Below are 25805 nucleotides of genomic sequence, written 5' to 3'. Positions count from 1 at the left end.
TACCGCCTATGAAATATTTGATTGTTTATGGCTTGTGCTGCCTCTTCTTTGTTTCGTGCAAGAACGAATCCTCCCCGGCCCCTGTCATACCCGAACCCGGGGCAACCGGAATGGCCGGCCAGGAATTGGCGAAAATCCATTGTGCCGCTTGTCACAGCTATGTTCCTCCCGAAGAACTGTCAAAACCGATTTGGGAGCACGATGTACTCCCCGCCATGGGCCACCGCCTGGGCATCTTCGAAGGCAAGGCGCCACCCGACAGCATCTTTGGTTCTCCCCGGAACGCCGAGATATTGAAAAAAGCGAACATTTACCCCGACCGTCCGTTACTTGCCCGTTCAGACTGGTCAAAAATCGTAGCCTATTACCTGCAAAACGCACCCGATAGCCTGCCCGAACCCCGAAGAACGACCAAAATAAATCCAAGTCTTAAGCAATTCAAATACCGCGAGGTAGCTTTCGCCCATCGCCCTCCGATGACCACGATGGTCAAAATACGTAAGAACAATCGGGGGCTCGTTTTCAGCGATGGCAAACCCAATAGCAGTGTAATCAGTTTTCTCGACCGGCATTTGGATGTACAGAAAAACATGCTTGCCCTGGGCTCGCCCGTTCAATTCGAGGAAAGAAAGGATGCCGTCTATTTGACCGCAGTCGGCAAGAATATTTTTCCAAACGATTTTTTGGACGGTTCGGTGGAAAATTTACAAATACCCAATAATAGCGACGGGCAACTAAAAACCGTCCCGATACTTTCGAGGCTACAACGGCCGGTGCACGTGGCCTATGGCGATGTTTCGGGCGACGGACTTGAAGACCTGGTCGTTTGCGAATACGGCGATCAAACGGGCAAGCTAAGCCTGTATACAAAGAAAGAAGGCAAAGGCTACGCCTCCTTGGTCTTAAAAAATGCCCCAGGGGCCATTAGGGCGGTGGTCAAGGACCTCAACAAGGACGGTCGCAACGATATAGTGGCCCTTATGGCCCAAGGCGACGAAGGCCTGTTTTACTTTGAAAACCAAGGGAACGGGAGTTTTGCCGAAAAGCGCCTTCTGAGCTTTTCGCCCCTGTTCGGGAGCCAATATTTTCAAATATTGGATTTTAACGGAGATGGCCTTGACGATGTACTCTATGTCTGCGGCGACAATGCCGACAAGACCCCCATCCTCAAAAAATACCACGGCATCTATATCTTTATCGGTGACGGCCAAATGAACTTTGAGCAGGCCTATTTTTTTCACCTCAACGGGGCCTACCATGCCATACCCGAAGATTTTGACGGCGATGGCGATATCGACATCGCCTCCATTTCATTTTTTCCAGATTACCGGAACAGTCCTGAAGAGAGTTTTGTTTATCTGGAGAACAAGGGCCAATTCAACTTCGAGGCCTATTCCTTCCCCGAATCGACCAAAGGGCGATGGATCGTAATGGATGCCGGTGATATTGATGGGGATGGCGATACGGACCTCGCCCTCGGTTCCTTTGTTTATTTTTTGGCCAAGGGCGATACCACGGGCCTAAGCAAAAGATGGTTGGGCGAAAGTCCGTCCGTTATTCTGTTGGAGAATATGATGAAGCCCTAGTGGCAACGGGGCGTATAGTTTAAAAACAAAAATCGCAGGTAATGAAAACGTTCAAAATTGCGCTAAAAGCCTTGTCGGTGCTTGCCGTCCTCTACATAGGCACAGTGCTCATCGTACCGCCCCTATTGGACAAAAAGCACAACAAGGTCAGGAAATCCCCTCCATATACGGTATCCGACCAAGCCATGGCCCTCTATAACTCCTTGGACTTTATTTCCGATCTTCATTGCGATGCCCTGCTCTGGAACCGCGACCTAACCGTTAAAAACGAAGTAGGCCACGTAGATTTCCCCAGGATGCAAGAAGCCAACATGGCCCTCCAAGCCTTTACCATCGTTACCAAATCCCCGGCCGGCCAAAACTTTTCTAAAAATACCGGAGACGCTTTCGACAACATAAGCCTGCTGAGTTTTGTACAGGGCCGCCCCCCTTCGCACTGGTTCAGTTTGTTTGAAAGGGCCAAATACCAAAGCCAAAAGCTTCATGAAATGGCCGATGCCTTTGAAGGCGATTTTATCGTGGTTAAAAGCAAGGCGGATTTCAAAAACCTAATATCCCTAAGAAAATCGAACCGCAAGGCAATCGGAGGCTTTCTCGGTATCGAGGGCGCACATTGCCTAGAGGGCCAAATTGAAAACTTGGACCGGTTGTACGACGCAGGCGTACGCATGTTGGGCCCAACACATTTCTTTGACAATGAACTCGGGGGATCGGCCCATGGCGTATCGAAAGGAGGATTGACCGATTTTGGCCACAAGGTTATCGAAAGAATGAACGAATTGGGCATGATTATCGACTTGGCCCATGCGGCACCCGCCATGATCGATGATATTTTAGCACAAAGCACCGGCCCCGTACTATCGTCGCACACCGGGGTTCGCGGCACCTTAAACAACCCCCGCAACCTTTCCGACACCCATATTCGCAGGATAGCGGCCCATGGGGGCTTGATAGGCATCGCCTATTTTAAGGGCGCGGTTACCGCCCCGGAAATAAAGGGGATAGTGGATGCCATGGAGCACGTTAAGGCCATTGCAGGTATCGATTGCATAGCCCTGGGTTCCGATTTTGACGGTAGCGCTACGATGCCCTTCGATGTTACGGGCCTACCCTTGTTGGTCGAGGAACTTTTAAACCGTGGGTTTGCCGAAGACGAAATAAGGGCGATCATGGGCGGAAACGTTAAAAGGTTTATGCTGAAAAACCTCAGGTAGCCATTGGAACAATAGTGTACTACAGCTTAATCGTCGGCTGACCCGACCCCCATTTTCAACCTTTCCCTTTCCCATCCGTGGTCGATATAATCCCATGAAAATTCATCGCCATCCACTTTGATTCTCACAAAACCCTCCTTGGTGTTATGACGCCTTCCTTTCCAACCGTTGCCGGCGATAGATCCCCCGGTAAGAAAATGGACCCGATCGTTGACAAAGCCATATTCCTTCCAGTGGATATGCCCCTGCAGCACCAACTTTAAATTGTGTCCCTCGAATATTTCAAAGACCTCGGCGGCATTTTTAACCGTTCGCGTTCCCTCTTTACCGTTGAGTTGCGAAAAAGTACAGAGCATGGGTATATGGGTGGTTACCACAATGGGGGTCTTGGGATCTACATTTTTAAGGTGGTTGCGAAGCCATTTTAACTGCTCTTGGTGAAAATGTCCTTTGTACCGCTTGTTGTCGGTAACATCCAAGGAATTAAGCGTTATAAAATGCCAGCCCTTATGATCAAAGGCGTAATAGGTATCGCCGAAATAACGCTCCCACATACCATACTTGTAGTCGGGGTGACTCTCGTCTTCCGGGCTCTCCTCGTAAATACCGAACAGGTCGTGATTGCCAATACAGTTGTAGACGGGCATTTTAAAGCCCTTGGCCATGTCGGCATAGAGTTTAAAAAGCGAATCGCTTTTCTCGAAGTTGCCCCGCATCACATCATATACCAAATCGCCTCCCGTAATTACAAAATCAGGATTCATTTCATTGGCCTTGTCGATGGCCATTTGAAAACCTTTGGGCGCGTTCATTTCCGGTTTTATGTGGATGTCGGTCATGAAGACGAACTCAAAGGCATTCTTGCTTTTTGGTCCGGGCCGGGAGGAAGCCGTTGACGGAACGGGCATCAGGGAGGCTCCCGCAGCAGCCAGTCCGGTTTTCAACAAAAATGATCTTCTTCCCTGGTTCGTGGTGTCCTTTTTCATGATAAATCGATTAAATGAGGTTAACTTATATCATACCGCTAAGCTTTTACTACGTTGACCGGATTACCTTTCAAGAAGGCATTCAGGTTGTCTAGTGCTGTTTGTAACAACCTGGATCGTGCCGCCTTGGATGCCCAAGCGATATGGGGCGTAATGATGCAATTTTCTACCCCCAGCAAGGGATTATCGCTTTTCATGGGCTCTTGTGAGACCACATCCACGGCAGCGAACGAGATCTTTTGGTCCAGAAGGGCTTCCTTGAGGTCTTCCTCTACCACCAAGCCCCCCCTGGAAGTGTTTATGAACATGACCCCGTCCTTCATTTTTGCTATGCTGTTTTTATTGATTATACCCTCGGTCTGATCGGTAAGCGGACAGTGCATACTAATTACATCGGACTGGGCCAACAATTCATCCAAGGAAACGTAGGCACATCCTTCGGGTTCGGGTAGGCTGCGGCTCCCTGTGGTGATGATGCGCATACCAAAGGTGCGGGCCAATCGGGCAGTGGCCCGTCCTATTTGACCAAACCCCACCAGACCCATGGTCTTTCCTTCCAATTCGACCAAGGGATAGTTCCAAAAACAAAAATCCTCGCTTTTTATCCAATCCCCCGCATGTACGGCCCTGTTGTGCTCCCCGACATGGTGGCACATTTCGAGCAAGAGGGCCAGGGTCATCTGGGCCACGGTCTGCGTACCGTATGTGGGCACATTGGTAACCACCATGCCCATTGCCTTGGCCGCCTGGGTGTCGACCACGTTAAAACCCGTTGCAAGTACCCCAATATACCGTACATGCCCCACCTGCTGCAACACTTCCCTCGGCAAGGGGGTTTTGTTGGTAAAAACAATTTCGGCATCCCCTATCGCAGCAACGACACTGCTCGTGTCGATCGGGGTTCTATCGTATACCTTCAAGGTGCCCAAGTCTTCAAGTTTCCGCCAACTCAAATCGCCCGGGTTAAGGGTATATCCATCAAGTACAACTATATTCATACATTACTTCTAAAATGAGTATTAAATTTATTTGACACCACTATCAAACAAATATAAGACTTAAGAAATACCTTCCAATTCTGCTATTTTATCTCATTCACGTGATATCTTAACACTCCGATAAAAGGGTGTCCGTTATATTTGTCAATCAACTCAATAACTTTATTTGGATGCCGACTAAAACTTTCACGATCCTGGCCATGAAGACGACCGGAAAACTACCCACTTTCTGGAATTGCCTCCTTGTAATCCTGTTTTTCACATGCGGGCAAGGAGCAATATCGCAGACCAAAAACCCGGTGGACTATGTTGACCCTTTTATCGGGACGGATTTTTTTGGACACACCTATCCCGGGGCGGCCCTGCCCAACGCCATGGTACACCTTAGCCCCGATGTACATACCGAAGGGTGGACCTATTGCGCAGGCTACGTCTATTCGGAAAGTTCCATAATGGGGTTCAGCCACACCCACTGGAGCGGTGTGGGAATGGTTAACGGAGGGGAAGTGCTACTGATGCCGACCACCAACCAAAAGCTGCAAGTGGTACCCGGAACCTTGGAAGACCCCGACGCGGGCTACCGTTCCCGTTTCGACCATTCGGAAGAATCGGCCACCCCCGGTTATTACGCGGTAAAACTGAAAGACTACGACGTAAATGTCGAACTGACGGCTACCCAAAGGGTTGGATTCCATCGCTACACTTTTCCCAAATCAAAAACCTCTCGAATAATCCTCGATGTGGGCCACCAGATAGGGAACATGAGCCAAGGAAAACTTTCTGAACTCAAAATTGTGGGCGACAACCGTATTGAAGGCGCCAAGGCGGCCGGACTGGGAAAAGTTTATTTTGTGGCCGAGTTCAGCAAGCCCTTTCTCTACTACGGTACCTTCGATGCCAGTTACAAGACCCCTGAATCGGACGGAAGCATATTTCCGTATAAAGATGCCGAAAAAGGCGATAAAATAGGGGCCTTTGTACAGTACCACACCGAGGAAAACGAACAGATTTTGGTTAAGGTAGCCTTGTCGTACACCAGTATCGAAGGCGCTAGAAAAAACCTCGAGACCGAAATACCCGATTGGGAATTCGATAAGGTCAAACAAAGCGCAAGTGAAATATGGAACCGCGAACTTTCCAAGATAACCATAGATGGCGGTACCGAGGAACAAAAGCAGGTTTTTACCACGGCCCTTTACCGTTCGCTACTCTCGCAATATATTTCACAGGATGTCGATGGCCGTTATTTTGGTTCCGACGGAAAGATACATAAAGCCGAAGGCTTTGACTTTTACGGCTCCTTTTCCTGTTGGGACACCTACCGCACACAACACCCCCTACTTACACTCATTGCCCCCGAGCACGTAGACGATTACATAAAATCCATAGAAGAAAAAGTAAAGAATTACGGCTGGCTACCGGCACAACACTTTTTAAATGTATATGGCGAATCTATGGTCGGTGATCACCTGATACCGATTATTGTCGATGCCTATATGAAGGGATTTCGCGATTTTGATATTGAGCTTCTCTACAAGGCTATGCGAAAAAAAGCCTTGGAGCTGCCCAAGCCACCAGTTCCAAAAGAAGCGGGGCGATCTGGGCTGACCTACTACCTCGAAAAAGGCTTTGCGCCGATAGACAAGGTTACCGAAGCCGTACCCAATACCCTCGAACTGGCCTACGACGATTGGTGTATTGCCCAATTGGCCAAAGCCTTGGGAAAGAACAAAGACTATGAAATGTTCAAAAAAAGGGCCTACAACTACAAAAACGTTTGGGACAACAAGACCGAATTTATGAGACCGAGAAAATATGACGGGTCTTGGTTACCTCCTATCGACAACAACACACAGGAAATAGTAAGGGAAGGGGAACACAGTTACTATAAGTACTTCGACCCTTTGTTGGTCGGAAGACGCCCCAATAGGCATTACACCGAATCGAACGCATGGCAGTATTTGTGGTCCGTACAACACGATGTAAAAGGCTTGATAAACCTGTTCGGGAGCAAACAAAAGTTTGTCCAAAAGCTCGATACCTTCTTTGAAATGTCGCCCATCATAAGCCCTCCAAAATATGTTGGCGTGGTAGGAACCATCGGACAATACGTACATGGCAACCAGCCCTCCCATCACGTAGCCTACCTCTACAACTACGCCGGCCAACCCTGGAAAACGCAATACAGGGCCAGGCAAGTCATGGACAAGTTTTACAGGATCGGTCCCGGCGGCCTACCCGGCAACGACGATATGGGATCCCTGTCTTCATGGTACGTCCTGAGCGCCATGGGCATTTACCCTATGGCACCCGGCAATACGGTCTATACCATTGGCAGCCCTCTCTTTGAGGAGTTGAGCCTGCAGTTGCCCAACAACAAAACCTTTACGGTACGGACATCGAACAATTCAAGGGAAAACGTGTACATTCAATCGGCCCGACTCAATGGAAAGCCTTTTAATAGAACCTGGATCACCCACGAAGAAATTACAAAAGGCGCCGTCTTGGAATTCAAGATGGGACCAACCCCCAATAAAAAATGGGGCACGGCAAGTGTCCCACCCTCAATGACCCCATAACCCCATGTTTATAGGGTTATCGCCCCCAAGGGAAAATATTCCATGCAAAGGGCATAAAATATGATAGGCTTCGGGTGATCGAATTTAGTTTATTTGTTATCGCTATCCTACGTCTTGTCACAAGGCGCCATTGTTGAACGAATAACTTTTAACCAAATCGACCTTACTCCCATGCACTATCTAAGAATACTCCTTTTCACCCTGGTTTCCATCGCCCTTGGCTCTTGCTCCGGCCCAGTCGAAAACAAAAACCTTACGGCGGTGATGCCCGTATACAAAGACTCCCTGTACCTACAAGATTACAGTATAAAATACGAGCTCGGGAGTCCGGCCGTGACAATGGCATTTACAGACAGGAACGGGGTGGTGCAAGTGTTGTCAAAAGACGGTATTTTGCGCCCAAACGGAGGCTATTTTCTTCATCATGGCCAATTGATCCCCGACCGTTCCTACAGGCCCCTTGGCGACAAGAACATTGCCGCCATGACCCTGTACAGGGAGCAATTCATATACTTGGACGACCTGGCCGTTCTAAGCAACGCGTGGGCCGGAAGCCTTTATCTGGGGCACGACCTTCCACATGCCGACCTGATCCAGGCCGGAACGGATTTCGATTTTCTGATCAGTGATGGCAAAACCCTCCAGTTTTTGTCGAGGGACAAAGCTCCTTGGAAAGCGGAATTGGAAACCGACTCCGTCGTACAAATACGTTATCAGAAAGAGACAAACAAGTTTTGGATACTGGGACAGAACAGTATTTCTACTTTTGATGCTACCACGAACACCTTTCGAACGGCGAAAAAGAAGGAGCGCATGACCGCTTTTGACCTGCAAGGCGACCGATTGGTCATAGGGACACCGAAGGGATATTTTATGATGGACGCCGATATCGACGCCCAACCGGGAGCCATTCAAGACAAGCTTCCCGTAACGGAAATCACCTGGGTAGAGACCATAGGCGACAATGTATGGTTCGGCTCTCCCCTGGGAGCCTTTAAGAAACGTGACGACGGAAAGTTCGACTATTACTACGGAAAAAGGTGGTTGCCCGGTAATTATGTGACCCACATCTCAAAAGGGAAAGACAATTCAATACTTATCTCAACCGATGGTGGGCTGGCCCAGATCGTTTTTAGGCCAATGACCCTGTACCAAAAGGCGCAATACTACGAAGAACAGGTAAGAAAAAGACATATACGCCTCGGCTTCAATGCCTCCTTGGACGACATGGAGAACGGCAATGTAGATACGGGCAGGCTTTCAGATTCAGATAACGATGGGTTATGGACCTCGATGTACCTCGCAGCGGAAGTTTTCCGTTATGCCACGACCCGGTCCGACGAGGCCTTACAGAACTGTATCGAATCGATGGATGCCATGGAACGCTTATTCAATATCAACGACGTTCCCGGTTTTCCATCCCGGTCCTTTGAACGGAGCGGGTATATAGAACAGCTGCACGACCCTGATAGGTGGCAGCATACCCAAGACCCGGAATGGGACTGGAAGTCAACCACCAGCAGCGACGAGGCCATAGGCCATATATTTGCCTATGGGGTCATGGCCGAACTGATGGAGAACGACCTCAAGCAAAGGGCCATTACCCTAATCGATACCTTAATGGGCCATATCGTAGACAACGACCTGTATTTGGTGGACTTCGACGGAAAACCCACTACCTGGGGCAAATGGAACCCCGAGTATGTAAACGCAAGGCCGGTAATGGTGGGAGACCGCAAAATCAATTCCTCCAACATCATCGCCATGCTGCAGACCGCATATCATTTTACGGGAAAGGAAAAATACAAGGAAAAGGCATTCGACCTCATGGAAAACCACGGATACCTTGAAAACCTGATGCGCCCCATGAAGGAAATCGGCCGCGCCCCCGAAGATGCCGACGAATGGAGCAAAATGTTATCGGAATCGTGGAACCACAGCGATGACGAAATGTATTTTCTCGGCTATTGGGGCCTTTACCGTTATGCCTTTAACGATACCTTGAAAACCAAGTACAAAGAAGCGATCTTAGACCATTGGGAAGCGGAAAGACCGGAAAGGGACGGGGCTTGGAACATTATTACCGCACTTACCGGAACCCCCGAGTTTGACCTGGACCACGCAGCCTGGTATCTTAGGGAGCATCCTATGGACCTGATTACCTGGAACATCAAAAACAGCCATCGAAAGGATATTGAATTTATCGAACCCAACTTTCGAAAGCAAACCATAAAAGAAGTGCTGCCCCCCGATGAACGCCCTGTTCAACGCCATAACGCCAATATGTTCCGGTTGGACAAACTGGGCCCCGAAGGTACGGCAGAATACTCCGCAGGCGATATATGGCTTCTCCCCTATTGGATGGGCCGGTATTTGGGGGTGATAAGCGAACCTATGGCCGAGTAGGGACAGGGCAGCCCCCTTTTTGTCTTTCTCCCTACCGGCTTAATGTCCCGCCTCTACTTGTGCCAATTCATTGGCACCGGGCTTATGGCCGTTTACCGCATAGTAAATGATAAATGCATAGCACGAAAGCGGTAGGATGTAGGATAGGTGGAGCCCAATGGCCGGCATATCGGCCAGAACACCTTGCAATAACGGCAATAGGGCCCCTCCGACCGGAGCCATCACCAAAATACCCGAGGCCTTATTGGTGTATTTCCCAAGACCGTTTACGGCCAATGTAAAAATATTGGACCACATGATCGAGTTGAACAGGCCCACGACCAGCATGGCCCACATGGCCACATAACCGTTGGTAAGTATGGTTACGGCAAGCAGCAACACAGAGGCCAGGGCCGACACACACAATACCTTTTGCGCACTGGCCTTTTGCAGGATGGCCGACCCCAAAAAACGGCCAATCATCAACCCGCCCCAATAGAGCGGAATATAGGTAGCGGCCTCTTTCTCGGCAAGACCGGCAATGTTCGGCTCCCCCAAAAAGTTTACGATAAAACTACCAATGGCCACCTCGGCCCCCACGTACAACATCAAGGCGATGGCACCCAATCGCAGTTGCCTAAATTTCAACACGTTTCCCCTTACCTTAACGCCATCGGTTTCCAATACCTTGGGCAGCTTTAGAAAAAAGAAAACAACTGCGATCAAGAAAGCGAAAATAGCAAGGCCCAGATAGGGACCTTCAACGGCGGCGGCCGCTTCCTTAGAGGTATTGTAATGCCCCAATATCAAAAAACCGCCGGCCAATGGGGCAAGCGTAGTCGCCAAAGAATTAATGCCCTGGGCCAAATTCAGGCGACTCGAGGCGGTTTCGGGTTTACCTAGGATAATCACATAGGGATTGGCCACCACTTGAAGAATTACACTTCCCGTAGCCATGGTAAACAGTCCGAATAAAAACAAGGGATACGAAACCGTCCATGAGGCAGGCAGGAACAACAGTGCCCCCAAACCAATGGTCAGCAATCCGGCGGAAATTCCCTTTTTATATCCGATACGCTCAATTAGCAGGCTTGCCGGAACCGCCATTAAAAAATAGGCGCCGAAAAAACAGAACTGGATCAACATGGTCTCCGTATAGTTCATGTTGAACAGCCCCTTGAAATGGGGAATCAAAATATCATTCAATGAGACAATGGCCCCCCAGATAAAAAAAAGGGTGGTCATAAGGGCAAAGGCACCTCTGTAGCGGTTGGTCGAAGTCTGGTTTTTCAATTCTCTAGGTTTAGGTTATTGTATTTTGGCCTATGCCCGATATGGGCTTAATAGGTCAGGGCATCCTGCAGGCCCAAAACGAAGATCTGCTTGTATAGGTTGTTCGGTTTACCGTCGATAATGCGTGAAACGCTGGTATTTGGCATATCGACGTTATAGGCCAGCATTTTTCCGTCAGGGGAAACCACAAGGGCTTCCCGCTGTAGGTCATCGGGAGTCAATAAAATCGTTTTTCCGAAAGCCTCCCTGCCCCCCACATAACTGGCATAGACCTTTCCGCCACTAATGGAAAACAACCACTGATCGGAAGGATGCCATCTAATATAGCCTGCATCCTCGGTATAATGGCTCACCTGCACCGGTCTTTTTTTTGAATCGTCGGGAAGATCGGAACCATCGACCGGAATAACAAAGACCTGCAATATGCCTCTTTCATCTTCCGATAGGTAGGCGATACGTCGGCCCGAGTAGGAGCCCCTCACAATACCCTCATCACGGGTACTATGGGTCAATCTTTTTATTTTGATGCCTTTTGGAGGTTCAGGATAATTATCGGCATCACCCGAATAGGCCGTTGTAATATCGACCGAATCGGGTATTTCGGCCACAAAGAGGGAAGTTTGGTAATCAACGCCGTTTTCGGCCCGTACCTTACCGATAAAGGCCCTTTTCGTTCCCAAGGAATCGACCCATGAATCGCCATAGGCCTTTTCGATTTCCCCCGGTTTTGATTCGCCTTTTTTGACCGGTTTCAACAATACCGCAAAATAATGGTCAAAACCTTCCGGGGCCTTTTTGTTTACTTCCATATAGCCTATGGTACGATCGTATTCCTGTTGCAAATAATCGTCGTAGGTAAAGCCGATACGTTTACCGTTCCTCGAATATTCGTGCCGGTGCGTACCCCCACGGTGCGCTCCCGGGGTGGTGGGTCTATCGGTGGCCACATCCCTAAAGTCGGCCAATGAAAACACTCCGCTTCCATCCGCACTCACAATGGCACCGTTTCTGTTCCGTATGCCGTAGTAGCCCCTTTCCCCAACCTCGTCCAATCGGGGGCCATGAATAAAGATTACCTTATTTTCGGTAGGGTGATATGAAACCGCGGCCACTCCGGGTGCCCCATTTTCCCCAGAAACCGATTCCGGCTGCCACAACACGGTTTCCTCACCGGTGGCGATGTTCACTTTTTCAATGGATTTGCAATTGGCCAAGTTGGTATTGAATACCATATAGCGCGTATCGTAGCACAAAAAACGCCCGTCGGGGGAAAAATTGTCGTTGTTGTCCAATGCATGGGTCTTTGCGTTGAAGGTAATCTGTTTTTCAACCATTGTTTTGCTTTTGGTTTCCATACGTTCTTTGCAGGCCATCAGGAGGCAAAATAAGATAATCAACGAGGAAGCGGAAATTTTCGATGTACACATTTACGTCTATACTGTTTTTATTTACTAAGTTCCATAGAACCTGGGGGATATACATCCTTTTAAATTAAAAGAAAGTCTCTTCCACCATAATGCACAAGGCATGGTATACGGGCAAATGGAACTCTTGTACCTCGGCCGTATTAGTAGCGGGCACACATACCGGCACATCACAAAAGCCCTTGATCTTGCCCCCCGTTTCACCAAGTAGGCCAATGACCTTTATCCCCAGGGCCTTGGCCGTAATGCAGGCATCCAAAACATTTACGGAATTCCCGGAGGTACTGATGGCCAAAAGAACGTCGTTTTTTTGGCCGTAGCCCAACACTTGCTGTGCAAAGACAAAATCGCCCCCAATATCGTTGGCAATTGCCGAAATCAATCCGCCATGGGCATTCAAAGAGATGGCCGGCAATCCTCTTTCGAGTTGTGATGCCAATACCGCTCCCCTTTCGCCCGAAGTCTCTTGCAACTTTCCCTTGACCGCATCGCCAACAGGACGTTTTTTGGAAAAGCTCTTCATCAACTCGCCCACGATATGGTCTGAATCGGAAGCGCTTCCCCCGTTACCACAGACCAATAACTTGCCCCTGTTGCGATAACATTCAATCAGGGCCTCTCCGGCATTTTTTATTGCCCCACTACAGCTCTTAAGCTCTGGATAGCGCTGCACTACATTTTCTATGGTTTTTTCTATGCTCATATTGATCATCAGTTTTTTCGAATTCGACCATTTACTGCATGGCCACGCCCAAGGCGGCGTAATCTCCAATTTTATCGCCCAATTTGGCCGGTAGGATGCGACATACCCCAAGGGCTTCGGGAATGGCCTCTTTTTCGAGCACTTCGTAAACCAGGGGTCTTAACAAAGCCTCGTTTCTGGCGTAAATGCTACCGATAACGATGCATTCGGGATTTAGGGTATCGATCAGTATGGCCAATGCCCTACCGAGGTAGTAGGCCGAAATCCTTACGATTTCCAGCGCCGTGGCATCTCCCTTATGGGCGGCCGTAAAAACCGATTTGGCCGTTAGGGCATCGATACCCTCCACTGTTGGACAAAAGCCAACAGCTATCTCGTTTTTAAGTTTATGTTCAACGGTTGTTTTGGCCAACTTCGCAATCCCCCCTCCACTGCAAAACCCTTCAAAGGAGCCCGCCTTTCCAAAGCCTACAGGGCCGTCATCGGCCAAACGCAGATGGCCTACCTCGCCCCCAAGGTCATTGGTTCCCGAGTATATTTTGCCGTTCAGGATGAGTCCCGCCCCCATCCCCGTTCCAAAGGTCAGGAATACCATGTTCTCGGTTCCTACACCCGCCCCCATCATCCATTCGGCCAAGGCACAGGCATTGGCGTCGTTTTGAATGGCCACATCTACCCGAAACTCTTTCTCGAGGATATCGACTATGGGAATGGCGTCCCAGCCCGGTAAGTTTGGGGGCGATTTGATCAATCCCTTTTTAGAATCGAGCGGACCGCCACAGCTTATTCCGATTTTCACCAATTTTTCACGCCCGTATTTATCGACAAGCTTATGGACATGCCCTTTAAACTCGTCGATGATAAGGGCCGGGCCCCGCGATACCTTTGTTTCGAAAAACACTTTTTCGTAGATCTTGAAATTACGGTCGCCCAAGACTACGGCACATTTGGTGCCCCCGATATCGAGGCCGATATAAAAATCCGAAGGTTCTTTAGAGCGGGGTTGGTCTATCATCTATTTCCGTTTTTATAACCTCGATCGATACGTTCCGAAAGGTAGCGAACCCAATGGTTATTGTTTTAAAAGCCATACGTCGGTTACCCTGGATTGTTTTCTCCAATTTAAATGCGCTTCATCGGGTTGATCAAAGGTAATTTTTAATTTTCCTTCCTTGATCAGGTCTTTCGGAAGGGGAAATTCTTTGAATTGCTCGAACCCTTTTTCGTATTTGGTGGGTTTCAACCGTTGCCCGTTGGCCCTCAGCAGGGCCTCGCCATAGCCCGATACCCGTATCAGGTAATCCGAACCGGCATCGAGTCCATCATATACCAAAACCGGTGAGAACTGGAACAGCTGGGTAGACAGGCGTTTTCTACTGAGCCCTTCATTTTCCCAAAGATAATCAATGGCATCATCGGTTTCGGAAATTACATGTTGGGCATCGGCACTCGAAACGTTATCGTAAAAACTCCCTTCCCCCGGAAATTCATAGGTTCGAATAAATTCGAGCCTGGCCAATTTTTCCTCTTCGGAAGCGAGCTTTTTGATCTTTTCAAATTCGTCTTCGAGCCACCATCGATTGTTCAGGGGATGATCGATAAAGTCTAGAACAGCCCCACGTTCGGCACTGCGGGCCTTATATTTTGGCACGCTGGTCTGCGCACCAATGGACCGGAAAAGGGCTTCGGCATATTCAAAAACCTTTTGTTTTAAATCTTGGGCCACCAACTCGGTCTGTGCTTTTTCGAGGTGTTCAAGGGCTTCCTCCATGGCCTGTTCGGCCCCAATTTCCCTTGCGCGGGCAAGCACGGCGTTGGCTTTCGTTTCAAGACCTTTTTCATAGGCCAGCCTTTCTTTAATGTAGGCATCGTAGTAAGCACGCATGACCAGCTGTTGCCACCTCCAATTGTCGGACAGGGCGGGATATTGTTCCTCCAGTTTTTGCCAAAGCGCCAGGGTTTCGGCAATTCCACCGTTCTCCAAAATGGGGCCGTCCCAATTATCTTCCAAGGCGAAAATCGCTTCCGTAGCCTCTTGGGCCACCTCCCGACCGAAGAAGAACCGGCAATACTCAAGAACAATTTGACGTAAATCTTGTGCCGAATCCCATCCCAACTGACTCCAGATTACTTTGTTGACATCGTCGTGCGACCCATCGGAGTAGGTAATAAAACCATCGGTATACCCTACATCCCTACGAAAATACTTGGCGTATTGTTCGGGTTGCGGATTACAGGGCTCGCGGCCGAGGGTCAGGGCAAAGGCCTGGTCCCACCTTTCTACGGGATAATGGCAGCGAACGGTATGTGTTATATCGGGGTAAAACCGATATTGATATTTTTTGGGCAGCCGCTGCCGTTCAATTTCCAAGGGCGGACTACTGGGGCCATTGACCAGCCCCTTTAGCCAATCGGGCTCAGTAGTCTTTAAGTAATCGAAAAAATAGTCCGTTTTTTCTTCGTCAAAGCCCTGCAAGGAAACCCATATTCCGGCATCGGGGTGGTATTTTTTTAGAACTTCGGACAAATCCTTGAGGTAGGGTATCAATCGGGAAGGATGATTTTCCCCTGGATCACCGCCGGGCACAAAAACCCCGTTAAGTTTGGGGCATCGGGCATAGAACGCTTCCTGTTGTCGCAATCCCTCTTCATGCGCCCCATCCTCGCTCAAATCTTCGGGTGCGGGGGTCCAGACCCAATAATCTACATCGTATTTGGCACAAATTTCGCTCATGCGCACCTCCATCTCGCGAGGGTCGATTTTAAAGTGCACGCTCGATTCTGGATCTTGAAAAGGGATATTCTCAAAGCTGTTGGCCCCGAACAATACCTGCTCCCTAAAATGCTGGTCGAACTGTTCAACGGACCAAGCATCCCACGAATTGGCCGTATTTCTATACCCAAATTGATGTCCGCGCAGCGCGTATTCGGGCGACGAGGATATATCCAAATCTTTTGGCACCCGCAGTCTTCCTTCCTCCATATGGGCCAAACGCAGCAGTTTACCGATACCGTAGAGCAGTCCGCGCGGGTCGGCACCTATGACCCACAGTACATCGCCCCCTTGATGCTTCCCATGAAGAATGCGATACCCTTCATTCTTTAGCCTTTTTTCCGCCACGGGCAATGGAACACCGTATACCTCGGGGTCGTCCTGTAGGGCCAATACGATCAATGTGGCCCCCTCCCAATTTTGGGATTTCCCCATTTTTAGGGAGGTCCGTTTTTCAACTTCTTCGGTCAAAACCTCGGCCACCGTTTCCCTAAAGGGAATTTCAAGGGTGGGCGAAACGATAAAACGGGCATCGGCCAAATCCAAGTTATCGTTGGAAGGGCCCGTACATGCCACCATTGCCCCTAGGGCGAAGAGCACCAGAAAAAATCTGGACATAAGCGATATATCAATAGGGTTCCGTTTCATTTTTTAACATCTAAAACACATCTAAATCCCACGGGATAGGCCCTTAAATCTTCGGGCAACAGGTAATACCTATGTGAAGTGCGTATAAAGGAATGGTTGTTAAAGTTGGAACCGCCCCGCATCACCTTATAGGTTTCGCCATATTGTTCCATCGGCACATCGTTACCCGGGTAGGGTTTATACCAATCCGCGGTCCATTCCCATACCCCGCCTGCCATATCATAGCAACCATAGGGGCTGGTAGGTTTGGCTATCGAGGTTCCCCTTGTACTTTTTTGATCCCATACCACATAGGTATTGTCGTAGGTATTTCCCCAGGGGAAAATCCGTCCATCCACGCCCCTCGCAGCCTTTTCCCATTCCTTTTCGGTAGGAAGCCGCTTTCCGGCCCATTGGGCATAAGCATTGGCCTGCGACCAGGTTACGATGGCCGCATTGTCCTTTTTGGAAGTAGGGAATTCAAAGGTCGGGTCAAATTCGGCAAACTCGGCATTGCTCACTTCATACTTGTCGATAAAGAAGGCCTTTGTATAGGCGATATGCCGCGGCCGTTCGTCGGGGTCTCCATACGTACTCCCCATAATAAAGCTACCGGCTTCCACATAGACCATGCCTTCGGGCGGCTGGGGTCGGTTTTGGGCAAAAATATAGGTCGTGCCAAAAAGCACCAACATTGTTCCGATATACCTATTCATAAGCATAAATTACCATTTTTCATCAATAATGCCATAATATCGGCCGAACCAATAGTTACGGATCATCGCTGCCGCCGTACCTTCCTCTTCGGATTTAACAAGTTCGAAGCTTCCGTCATCTTGGGGAATCTTAAACTCCCTTGTGCGCCGTTCAAATCCCCACATATCCTTGATAGCCTGTATTCTTTCTTCGGTAAATACATCTTCGCCGGTAAGGACGTAATACACCATAATAAACCAGATGGTGCTTTCCCAGGTAAATTCAATATTCTTCCAGTCGTACCAGTGCCTATTCAAGTTCATACGGTATTTGTTCAACAGGTCGGGGTCGTCTTCAAACCGCATCAGCATGTAAAGCGATCGCGCCGCATGGTAGTCGTCGCCTACATTGCGCCATTCTTCTGGAAATAAAATTTTGGAATTGATCTGGTCGTCGTCGTAATGATAGCGATCGATCAACATATGGTAGGCAGCATTAAAGCGTTCCTTGCCCGTAATCTTGTAGGTAACCTTAAGCGCGGCCAGCATTTCCAGCGAATTAAGGGATTGATGGGGAAGGTCGGGACAAAAATTGCCCCACAAGGTCATTTTGTCATCCAGGTCGGTAAGCTTGAAATTGTTGTCGACTACCCGCCCGATAAACCGGTCTAGGAGTCCGGCCGCCTTCTTTTTATACTTTTCATCGGCGCAGAGTTCCCAAAAGGTACCGACCCCGTAAAATATAGAAGTGAACTTATCTGCACTCAAATCGCCCAACCAACGGTAACCGGGCATGGACGATGATTCGTGCCACTCGTCGTACCACATCACCTTTTCGTGCCACAAGGGTTTGTCGGTTTTATTAAAACTACGGGCCACCAGGCCGCTTACCCCGGTCACCCTTTCAAGTTTCAGAACGGCCTCGAATATGCGATTCGCTATCTTTCTATCCTCCTCATTTTTTGTAATGGCGTATTTGTGCGAATAGGCCGCCAACATTTCAGAGGTAGGGTCCAAACAATCCGCCTGCGAACCTATAATCGGCCTGTCCAGGCCTGCCGGCGGAAATATCACGTGCTGCATGATGGCCCCTTCGTTCCAGTGATTGCCCAACATCAGCTTATCGTACATATCGACCTTCTTATAAAGTGGATCCGATTTGCTTGGAAATTCATTTACCTTTTGCGACTGGAGCTGCAAGAGGGCAAAAAGGGCCATCGGAACAGCGAGACGATATTTCAATTTATGGTTCATACGCAATGATTATAGGCCGGTTTACGGCATAGGGCCTAGGCCTGAAATTGCAAACAACAACAAGCCCTGTCTTTCGTAAACGTGAAAAATTACCTGAGGATTCCCCCAGGTAATTTCAGCTAATTAACTCAAACAACAAATGGCAATATCTTCCAATTTTCCAACGGTATTACCAAGGCGTGGGCACTCCTTGTACGATCCATGGCCTGGCGTAGGGGCTGTCGTTGGGATCTGTTGTACTGTAAGGGGTCTCTTCCAATGAGGATGCCGCCTCGATATAATTGGTAGTGTTCGTATTGATTTCGTCTTCCGGATAGATGAACCTTAACGGCATAACATCCTCCCTTGCAAAGGGACCGGCTTTTAGGTCGGGCAATCCGGTCCTTCTCCAGTCCAGATAGGCTTCATCGCCATTGAACATATTGGCGATCCACTTTTGCTCCATAACTTGCTCTAGGGTACCGTCGAAAGCGACGCCTTCATTCGTAATATAATCGGAAAAGGTATCGCCAACGCCCCATACTTCGAGCGAGGCCTTGATTCCTTCCAAATAGTTGCCTTCGGCATCGGAGCCCCAGCCCCTTATGGCCGCCTCTGCCTTTAAGAAGGACAATTCCGCATAAGAAAACAACCTTGCCTTTAACAGGTTGCCGCCATCCTCTTTCTGGTTAAAAACCTCGTTCATCCGCGATACATAATCATTGGTACCGCCCCTTGACCCTTCTGCATTCAAATTGTATTCATAAGGATCCACAGCGCTTACGGCCACGGGCAAACCGACATAAACACTACTGGTATCGATCAATTTTTTACCTGCCTGCAAGTCAGCGGCGTAGGTTGCCTGCGAGTATATCGCATAATCGTTGGCATCCAAGGATTCTTCGCTGATATAGCGAATACCGTCCTCTTCGGCCATATCGCCACCGCCCGGTACTTCTGCGGCAGGTACCACCTTTGTGGGCACGGCAACCGGCGCAAACCAGACTGAAATTCTCGGATCGTCCAGTTCCTTTAACTTATCCGTCAAGGTTGTACAGGGCTTTACCCTATAAAAATCGGATGCCGAACCAAATTGGCCACTACTGGGCCAGGATTGGCTTTCAATACCGCCCACATAACTTAAGACCAGTTCGTCTTCGATGTCACTGATCAAGGGTTTCGCAAGGGTACTGGTAACCCCGGCTTCGGCGAACGCCGGTAATTTCTCCGATAGGCGCATGTAGTAGCGCAGGGCCAGGGAATTGGCCAATTTCTGCCACTTTGAGGCATCCCCGCCATAAAATACATCTTGCTTTGCTACGACTCCCTCATAATTGGAGCCCCCCAAAAGGCTTGAAGCGGTTTCCAAATCGGCGATAATACCTTTATAAACGGTCTCTTGGGTGTCGTATGCGGGTCGTTCCCCTTCCAGATCGCCCGCTTGTAAGGCCTCGGAGTAAGGAATATCGCCGTAGTAATCGGTCAGATTGCCGAACAACATCGATTTTAAGATCAAGGTAACCCCTTCGTGAAAAGGCAAGCCTAGTTCTACCGCCCTATCGTAAGCCACCTTGTTGGTTCTCAACAGTGCGTAATTGGAGCTCCAAATCGTTCCCGTTTCCCAGTCGTAGCGATTGCTCGACCAAGAATCTTTTTGAATGTATTGTGAGGCGGCACCGGTATCGCCGGAATACCCCCTACTTGTGGTACTTGTCGCCAAGCCCGTCATTACCGAGCTGATCAATAGGTTGGGATCGACCACACTCGCCTCTACCCCATTGGGGTTTTCGTTTACTTCGACAAGCCCATCGTCACAAGAAACAATAATTACCAATGGGACTAATAGAAATAGTATTACTATGTTTTTAACCGATTTCATAATCTTATTTTTTATTTTTTAGAAACTTGCGTTTAGTTTGATCCCCACGGGTATTGCCCAAGGCTGAATGTTATATCGTTCTACCCCTTGGGAGAGATTGCCGTTGGAATATTGAAAAGCAGATTCTGGATCAATGTTGATTTTGGCCTTTGTCCACAAGATGATATTACGGCTGAACAAGGATAGCGATAGGTTGCGCATTCCCAACTTTTCGGACACTTTGCCCGGGAAGGTGTAACCAATTGAGATCTGCCTAAGCTTCACGTAATCGGCATCGAAGGTAGAGGCCCGTGTAAAGTCCCATGCGTAATTATCCCCATAGGTATGGTACTGCGTTCCCGGCCCCCCAATGTTCTCTTGTTCGGCTATAAAGTTTCCATTTTCGTCATAATAGCCAATTACACCGGGTAAAAACACCCCATCGTTCAAATCGTCGACCGGAAAACCGCCATCTTCGGCCGTTGGGCCTCCGACGAGTGGATAAAAATCCCCGTCGGGCGATAAAAACACATCGGCATTTTCCTTGATATAGGTCGGTATATCGCCCACGTCGCTCAAGTCGTAAACTTTATCAAGCCACCTGGTGGATTGCAAATCCGATTCCATATACCTATAGGTTTGCGAAACAAATTGACCGCCTTTCCTCCAATCAAAATTCATGGACAGGTTCCAATTTTTGTACTGGATGGATGTTTGCAGCCCCATTTTAAAATCGGGGTTATAATTGCCGATTACGGGCGCCACCCTGTTGCCGTCTTCGTCGGACAAGGTGCTGTCACTGTTTTCCCAACCCTCGTCATCCAACAAGGGCCATCCGTAATAGGGTGAATTGACGTCTTCGACCCGGACAAAGGCCCTGTCGACGATTTGGCCTACTTCTTCCCCTACCCAGGTATACGCCCCTCCTTTTGCCTGGCTCCAAAAATTGACGTAGTCGGTTCCTTCGGCCAACTCGGTAATAATGGTTTTGTTGGTGGTGTAGGTCAGGTTCATGTTCCATCGCAAGTCCGGACCATCGATCAATACGCCCCCTAAACTGGCCTCGAAGCCCTTACTGTTCAAATTACCTGCATTGAACAGTTTACTGGTCGCCCCCGAAGATATGGGAAGCGATTTTTGGAATATTTGGTTTTCGTTATTGGACTCATAGTAGGTGAAATCCATGTTCAAGCGGTTCTTAAAGAGGGATAGATCGACCCCGTACTCGGTCGAGGTATTGAGTTCCGCCTTGATCTTGTCGTTTTTCAAGGCTTCGCTTACGGTCAGTTGGGAAGCTGCCCCCCAATCGCCCGAATTGCTCAAGATAGCATATAAGTTGTGCGGACTCGTATCGTTACCTGCCTGCGCCCAACCGACACGCAGCTTGAACAAGGACACGTTATTTCCCATATCGAACATATTGTTTACCAAGATACTGGTCGATACAGAGGGATATAGAAAGCTATTTTCGGCCTCGGGCAAGGTACTCGACCAATCGTTTCTAAGCGTGGCATCGACATATACCATATCCTTATAACCGATGTTACCCAAGGCATACAGACTGTTGACACGTTCTTTCGAGCGTGTTTCGGTATAATCGATGTTGTCCGAGGCAATATTGGATAGCAAGAATAAGTTGGGGATGATCAAACCAGCCCCCCCGTTCTTTGTTTGGGTAGATACAAAACTGTTGGACACGTTTCTTATGTTACCGCCACCGGACAAGCCAAAATCAAAGCTATCACTGAGCCTATCCGTATAAGACAGTAAAAAATCGGCGTTGCTTTCGACCCCGTTCAGGTGCTGCAGTCCATACGCGCCGTTCATTTCCCGGCTAAAACCGCTCGATATCTTGGTTTCCCTTTCCTCATGGGAGTCGTTATAGGCATAGCGCACCATTAGGGAAAGCTTATCCGTAAACTTATAATCGGCCTGAATGTTGCCCATTAACCGCTTTCTCTCAAAACCATTGTTTATTTCATAGGCCATGAAATACGGGTTATTGTATTCAAAGTCGGATGGGTCGTCGCCAAAATTATAAGGGGCATTCTGGGTCTGGCCCTCGACCAACCAATAATCCCTTAAATCGCGTATATCGATGTGGGGGTTAATATCGTACAATGCCTGTAAAGGGTTGGCATTTCTTTCTGTAGTCGATGGCCGGTTATCGGCACCTGAGATCGTGTACTTTAAACTCGATGTTATTCTCAACTTGTCGTTGACATCAAAGGTGCTATTGATCCCAAAGTTATTTCGGTGCAAGTCGGAATTGGGAATAAACCCCTCGTGCTTCATGTTGGTATACGACAACCGGTAGTTCATTCGGTCGGTATTGTTCTCTATCGCAATGGTATTGGTCAGGGTGTATGCCGATTCAAAGAAGTTTTTGGCATTGTTCGCCCCTCTTGAAATTAGGGGGGTGGCAATACCGACCCCGCTTGCTATTTCCTCATCCGTATATGGCCATTGTATCGCACTTAAACCTTTATCAAGTTCGGGTCCCACCCATCCGGACGAGGTTTCATCGATTTGGGTAGTATTGGGGTCGGGGCGACTACCGTTGGCAAAGCGTGTACTCTTCTCCAAAAATTTATAGGGTGTTTCATACACGTTGCTGGAAGTGAACGTAATACCCAGGCCTTTGCTCTTACTGCCCGATTTTGTAGTGATCATAATTACCCCATTGGCACCTCTCGAACCGTAAAGTGCCGCGGCGCTAGGTCCTTTTAAGACGGAGACATTGGCAATGTCATCGGGGTTGATGTCCCCGATACCGCCCCCATAATCAACGGCGATACCGCTACCCATGGTACCGATATTGGTAAGACCGCTCGTAAGCGGCACCCCATCGATAACATATAGGGGCTGGTTGTCGGTCGTCAACGAAGAGGCCCCGCGAAGCACAACGCTGACGGTCGATCCGGTACCTCCCGTCGAATTGATCTGAACCCCGGCAACCCTACCGTTCAAGGCGTTTAACGCGTTCTCTTGGGTTACCGTGGTCACATCATCGCCATCCACCTCGGCCACCGAGTATCCGAGCGATTTCTTTTCCCTTGAAATTCCCAAGGCCGTTACGACCACCTCGTCCAATGCCTCGGAAGACATTTCCAATAGCACATTTAAGGTAGTTTGGTCGCCGACCGTTACCTCTTTGGTCTCCATCCCTAGATACGAAAAGACCAAGACGGCATCGTTGCCGGGCACCTCGATACTGTAATTACCATCAAAATCGGTACTTACACCGGTAATGGTTCCTTTTAAGACTACCGAAACCCCTGGTAAAAGTTCCCCGTCCGTGCTACTAACCGTTCCTTCAACAAGTTTCTGGGCTGCCATGTCGGTAACAAACAAACCCAAAAACAATAGAAGCAATAGTTTAATTTTTTGTTTTTTCATTTTTGATACAGTCGTTAATTAAGATTGATTTTTTTGCAGTTTTTGGTATTAGTCTCAACAAAGCTATCTTAAAACTTTCTTAAAAACACATAGTATATTGTTCAATATCTATGGTTTTTTAGCAACAATTTTTGCTATTTTAAGATAGAAAGAAATAAAGGTTAAAATATCATCAAATTTTAGCGAAAAACTTGAAGTGATGAAAAATTTGCCAAAGGATTTCGGAAGTAAAACCATCGCCCCTACCGCTTCACGACGGCCTCCTTTTTTGAAATGGGACACACCTTCAATTTCCGAAAATCAAGGGGAGGTCCATGCCGATTTTGCATTGGAACCTATACCTCCGGCGGACCGGTCAGGTCATTGAAAGATTTCTTATGTTTTTACCCAACGCCTAAAAACTATACATATATTGACTCTACAGACGGTCAATTCAACAATAAAATAACCATTAGGTTAAATTATTATGTAAATCAAACAAGATATAACAATCGTTTTGCTTCGGATTAAATTTAATTTGTAGCTCACCAAATTAGATTTTTATGCTTTCCGGAATCGATTATTTTATAGTAATAGCATACATAATTGGAATGCTCTTACTTGGCCTTTACTTTAAAAAATTCGTCAATTCATCGGAAGACTATTTTCTCGGGGGCAAGAGCCTGCCTTTTTGGGCCATAGGAATGTCGATCGTGGTCTCCGATATCGGCGCCCTCGATTTTGTCGGGGTTTCGGGCCAGGCCTACCGTTATGGGGTATCGGTAGGCAATTTTGACTGGGTCGGATCCGTTCCGGCGATGCTGTTGGCCGCCTTTATTTTTATTCCCTATTTCTGGCGGGGCGGTATGTATACCATTCCCGAATACTTAGGGCGCAGGTACAACAAATCGGTGCGTACCATCGCATCGGTCACGTGGATCTTGTTCTTCGCCCTCGACCTGGGGGTTTTGTTCTGGGCCAGTGCCGTGCTCCTGAACGTATTGATGGGATGGCCGATATGGATCTCGATCTTATCCACGGCGGGCGTGGTCGGCCTATATACCTATTTCGGAGGGATCACAGCCGTAATAATGACCGATGTGGTGCAAATGATCATTATGTTCATCGGGGGATTTGCCCTCGTTTTTCTAGGCCTCCATGCTGTTGGGGGATGGGAAAACATGGTTGAAAAAATCAGTACCATGGGGCCCGAGTACCAAAGCCATTTCGATATTATCCAACCTTCGGACACCAAATCCCCCTTCCCGTGGACGGGCATTTTGTTCGGCCTTACCTTTGTCATGGCCAATGCCTATATGATAGGGAACCAATCGATTGTACAGCGTTGCCTTACCGCCAAAAACGAATGGCACGCCAAGGCCAGCATGATTTTTGGATCGGCCCTCAAAATGTTCATTCCGATACTGGTACTGTTTCCGGGCTTGATGGCCGTAGTGGTGCACCCCGACCTGGCCGACGGCGACCAGGCCTTGCCCATGATGATAAAGAGTATACTCCCGCCCGGTTTGGTGGGCCTCATGTTCGCCGCCTTTTTTGCAGGTCTGATGTCGAGCGTCGACTCCCTGCTCAACTCGACGGCCACATTGTTTACCAAGGATATTTACCAGCCCTTCATCAAAAAGGACGCAGACGACAAACATTATCTCAAAGTGGGACAAATAACGACTTTGGTCCTTCTTATTTTCGGTGTGGCAACATCGCCCATCAGCAGCGATTTTCCCGGTATATACGTGGCCATACAAACTTTTATGTCCTATTTTCAAGGTCCCTTGTTCGCCATACTCCTACTCGGTATCTTTTGGAAAAGAACCACGCAGTGGGGCGGACTTTCGGCTTTGGTGATCGGTATCGCCTTCGCCGTTTTCCTGAATGTTTTCAAAGAACATTTCTTTCATATAGAAGATCCCTTCCTGTACATTTCGTGGTGGTCTTTCTTGGTAGGCTTTGTCATTAATGTAGTGGTCAGTTTAATGACAAAAAAACATTCGGAAGACGATTTAAAAGGTTTGGTCTTCAGTTCAAAAATATTAACAAAAAACAAATCCCTTTAGC

The 25805-nt window shown here is 48.5% G+C and carries 17 protein-coding genes; 5 read left to right on the top strand and 12 right to left on the bottom strand.

Features of this window, described 5'->3' with window-relative positions; genetic code table 11:
- Nucleotides 1-8: 8 nt before the first annotated feature.
- A complete protein-coding gene (locus BUB37_RS11565; RefSeq protein WP_072993733.1) occupies nt 9-1586 on the top strand; it encodes an FG-GAP repeat domain-containing protein in 1578 nt (525 codons plus the stop codon).
- Nucleotides 1587-1627: 41 nt separating this feature from the next.
- Nucleotides 1628-2800: a dipeptidase gene (locus BUB37_RS11560; RefSeq protein WP_072993730.1), complete on the top strand. Its 1173-nt coding sequence runs from the start codon at nt 1628-1630 to the stop codon at nt 2798-2800.
- 26 nt (nt 2801-2826) lie between these two features.
- On the opposite strand, the gene BUB37_RS11555 is transcribed toward BUB37_RS11560, so the two are convergent.
- A complete protein-coding gene (locus tag BUB37_RS11555) occupies nt 2827-3786 on the bottom strand; it encodes a metallophosphoesterase family protein (protein ID WP_072993727.1) in 960 nt (319 codons plus the stop codon).
- Nucleotides 3787-3824: 38 nt separating this feature from the next.
- Nucleotides 3825-4784, bottom strand: coding sequence for a D-2-hydroxyacid dehydrogenase (locus tag BUB37_RS11550; protein WP_072993724.1), 960 nt, complete (start codon nt 4782-4784; stop codon nt 3825-3827).
- A gap of 170 nt (nt 4785-4954) precedes the next feature.
- Here BUB37_RS11550 and BUB37_RS11545 point away from each other — a divergent pair, with 170 nt between their 5' ends.
- Together BUB37_RS11545 and BUB37_RS11540 are read left to right on the top strand one after the other, a co-directional pair.
- The gene (locus BUB37_RS11545) at nt 4955-7363 is read left to right on the top strand and encodes a GH92 family glycosyl hydrolase (RefSeq protein ID WP_094766700.1); all 2409 of its coding nucleotides are present in this window, start codon (nt 4955-4957) and stop codon (nt 7361-7363) included.
- Between the two features lie 171 nt (nt 7364-7534).
- Nucleotides 7535-9769, top strand: coding sequence for a ligand-binding sensor domain-containing protein (locus BUB37_RS11540; RefSeq protein WP_072993702.1), 2235 nt, complete (start codon nt 7535-7537; stop codon nt 9767-9769).
- A gap of 39 nt (nt 9770-9808) precedes the next feature.
- On the opposite strand, the gene BUB37_RS11535 is transcribed toward BUB37_RS11540, so the two are convergent.
- The 10 genes from BUB37_RS11535 to BUB37_RS21630 form a co-directional block, all read right to left on the bottom strand.
- Entirely contained in the window at nt 9809-11041 is a 1233-nt protein-coding gene (locus BUB37_RS11535) for a sugar MFS transporter (RefSeq protein WP_072993698.1), read from the bottom strand.
- 47 nt (nt 11042-11088) lie between these two features.
- Nucleotides 11089-12375: a DUF3748 domain-containing protein gene (locus BUB37_RS11530; protein WP_170863159.1), complete on the bottom strand. Its 1287-nt coding sequence runs from the start codon at nt 12373-12375 to the stop codon at nt 11089-11091.
- A gap of 157 nt (nt 12376-12532) precedes the next feature.
- Nucleotides 12533-13168, bottom strand: a complete 636-nt coding sequence (locus BUB37_RS11525; RefSeq protein ID WP_072994035.1) for a D-sedoheptulose-7-phosphate isomerase — start codon at nt 13166-13168, stop codon at nt 12533-12535.
- Between the two features lie 31 nt (nt 13169-13199).
- Nucleotides 13200-14183 carry an ROK family protein gene (locus BUB37_RS11520; RefSeq protein WP_072993691.1) on the bottom strand — a complete coding sequence of 328 codons (984 nt, stop codon included), beginning with the start codon at nt 14181-14183 and terminating at the stop codon, nt 13200-13202.
- 57 nt (nt 14184-14240) lie between these two features.
- Nucleotides 14241-16559 (bottom strand): hypothetical protein, encoded by a 2319-nt coding sequence (locus BUB37_RS11515; RefSeq protein WP_072994033.1) that lies wholly within the window; start codon nt 16557-16559, stop codon nt 14241-14243.
- A 26-nt stretch (nt 16560-16585) separates the two neighbouring features.
- Nucleotides 16586-17284, bottom strand: coding sequence for a formylglycine-generating enzyme family protein (locus tag BUB37_RS11510; RefSeq protein WP_170863158.1), 699 nt, complete (start codon nt 17282-17284; stop codon nt 16586-16588).
- Nucleotides 17285-17293: 9 nt separating this feature from the next.
- Nucleotides 17294-18517: a hypothetical protein gene (locus BUB37_RS11505; protein ID WP_139278101.1), complete on the bottom strand. Its 1224-nt coding sequence runs from the start codon at nt 18515-18517 to the stop codon at nt 17294-17296.
- A gap of 169 nt (nt 18518-18686) precedes the next feature.
- Nucleotides 18687-20375, bottom strand: a complete 1689-nt coding sequence (locus tag BUB37_RS11500) for a SusD/RagB family nutrient-binding outer membrane lipoprotein (protein ID WP_072993682.1) — start codon at nt 20373-20375, stop codon at nt 18687-18689.
- Nucleotides 20376-20393: 18 nt separating this feature from the next.
- Nucleotides 20394-23753 carry a SusC/RagA family TonB-linked outer membrane protein gene (locus BUB37_RS11495; RefSeq protein WP_072993679.1) on the bottom strand — a complete coding sequence of 1120 codons (3360 nt, stop codon included), beginning with the start codon at nt 23751-23753 and terminating at the stop codon, nt 20394-20396.
- 108 nt (nt 23754-23861) lie between these two features.
- Nucleotides 23862-24035 (bottom strand): hypothetical protein, encoded by a 174-nt coding sequence (locus BUB37_RS21630; protein ID WP_170863157.1) that lies wholly within the window; start codon nt 24033-24035, stop codon nt 23862-23864.
- Between the two features lie 260 nt (nt 24036-24295).
- Between BUB37_RS21630 and BUB37_RS11490 the strand changes: the two genes are divergently transcribed.
- The gene (locus BUB37_RS11490; RefSeq protein WP_072993676.1) at nt 24296-25804 is read left to right on the top strand and encodes a sodium:solute symporter family protein; all 1509 of its coding nucleotides are present in this window, start codon (nt 24296-24298) and stop codon (nt 25802-25804) included.
- Nucleotide 25805: the final 1 nt, after the last annotated feature.

Source organism: Pseudozobellia thermophila, from assembly GCF_900141855.1.
GTDB lineage: Bacteria > Bacteroidota > Bacteroidia > Flavobacteriales > Flavobacteriaceae > Pseudozobellia > Pseudozobellia thermophila.
The sequence above is the reverse complement of the archived record's forward strand: the minus strand, read 5'-3'. Positions and strand labels throughout refer to the sequence as shown.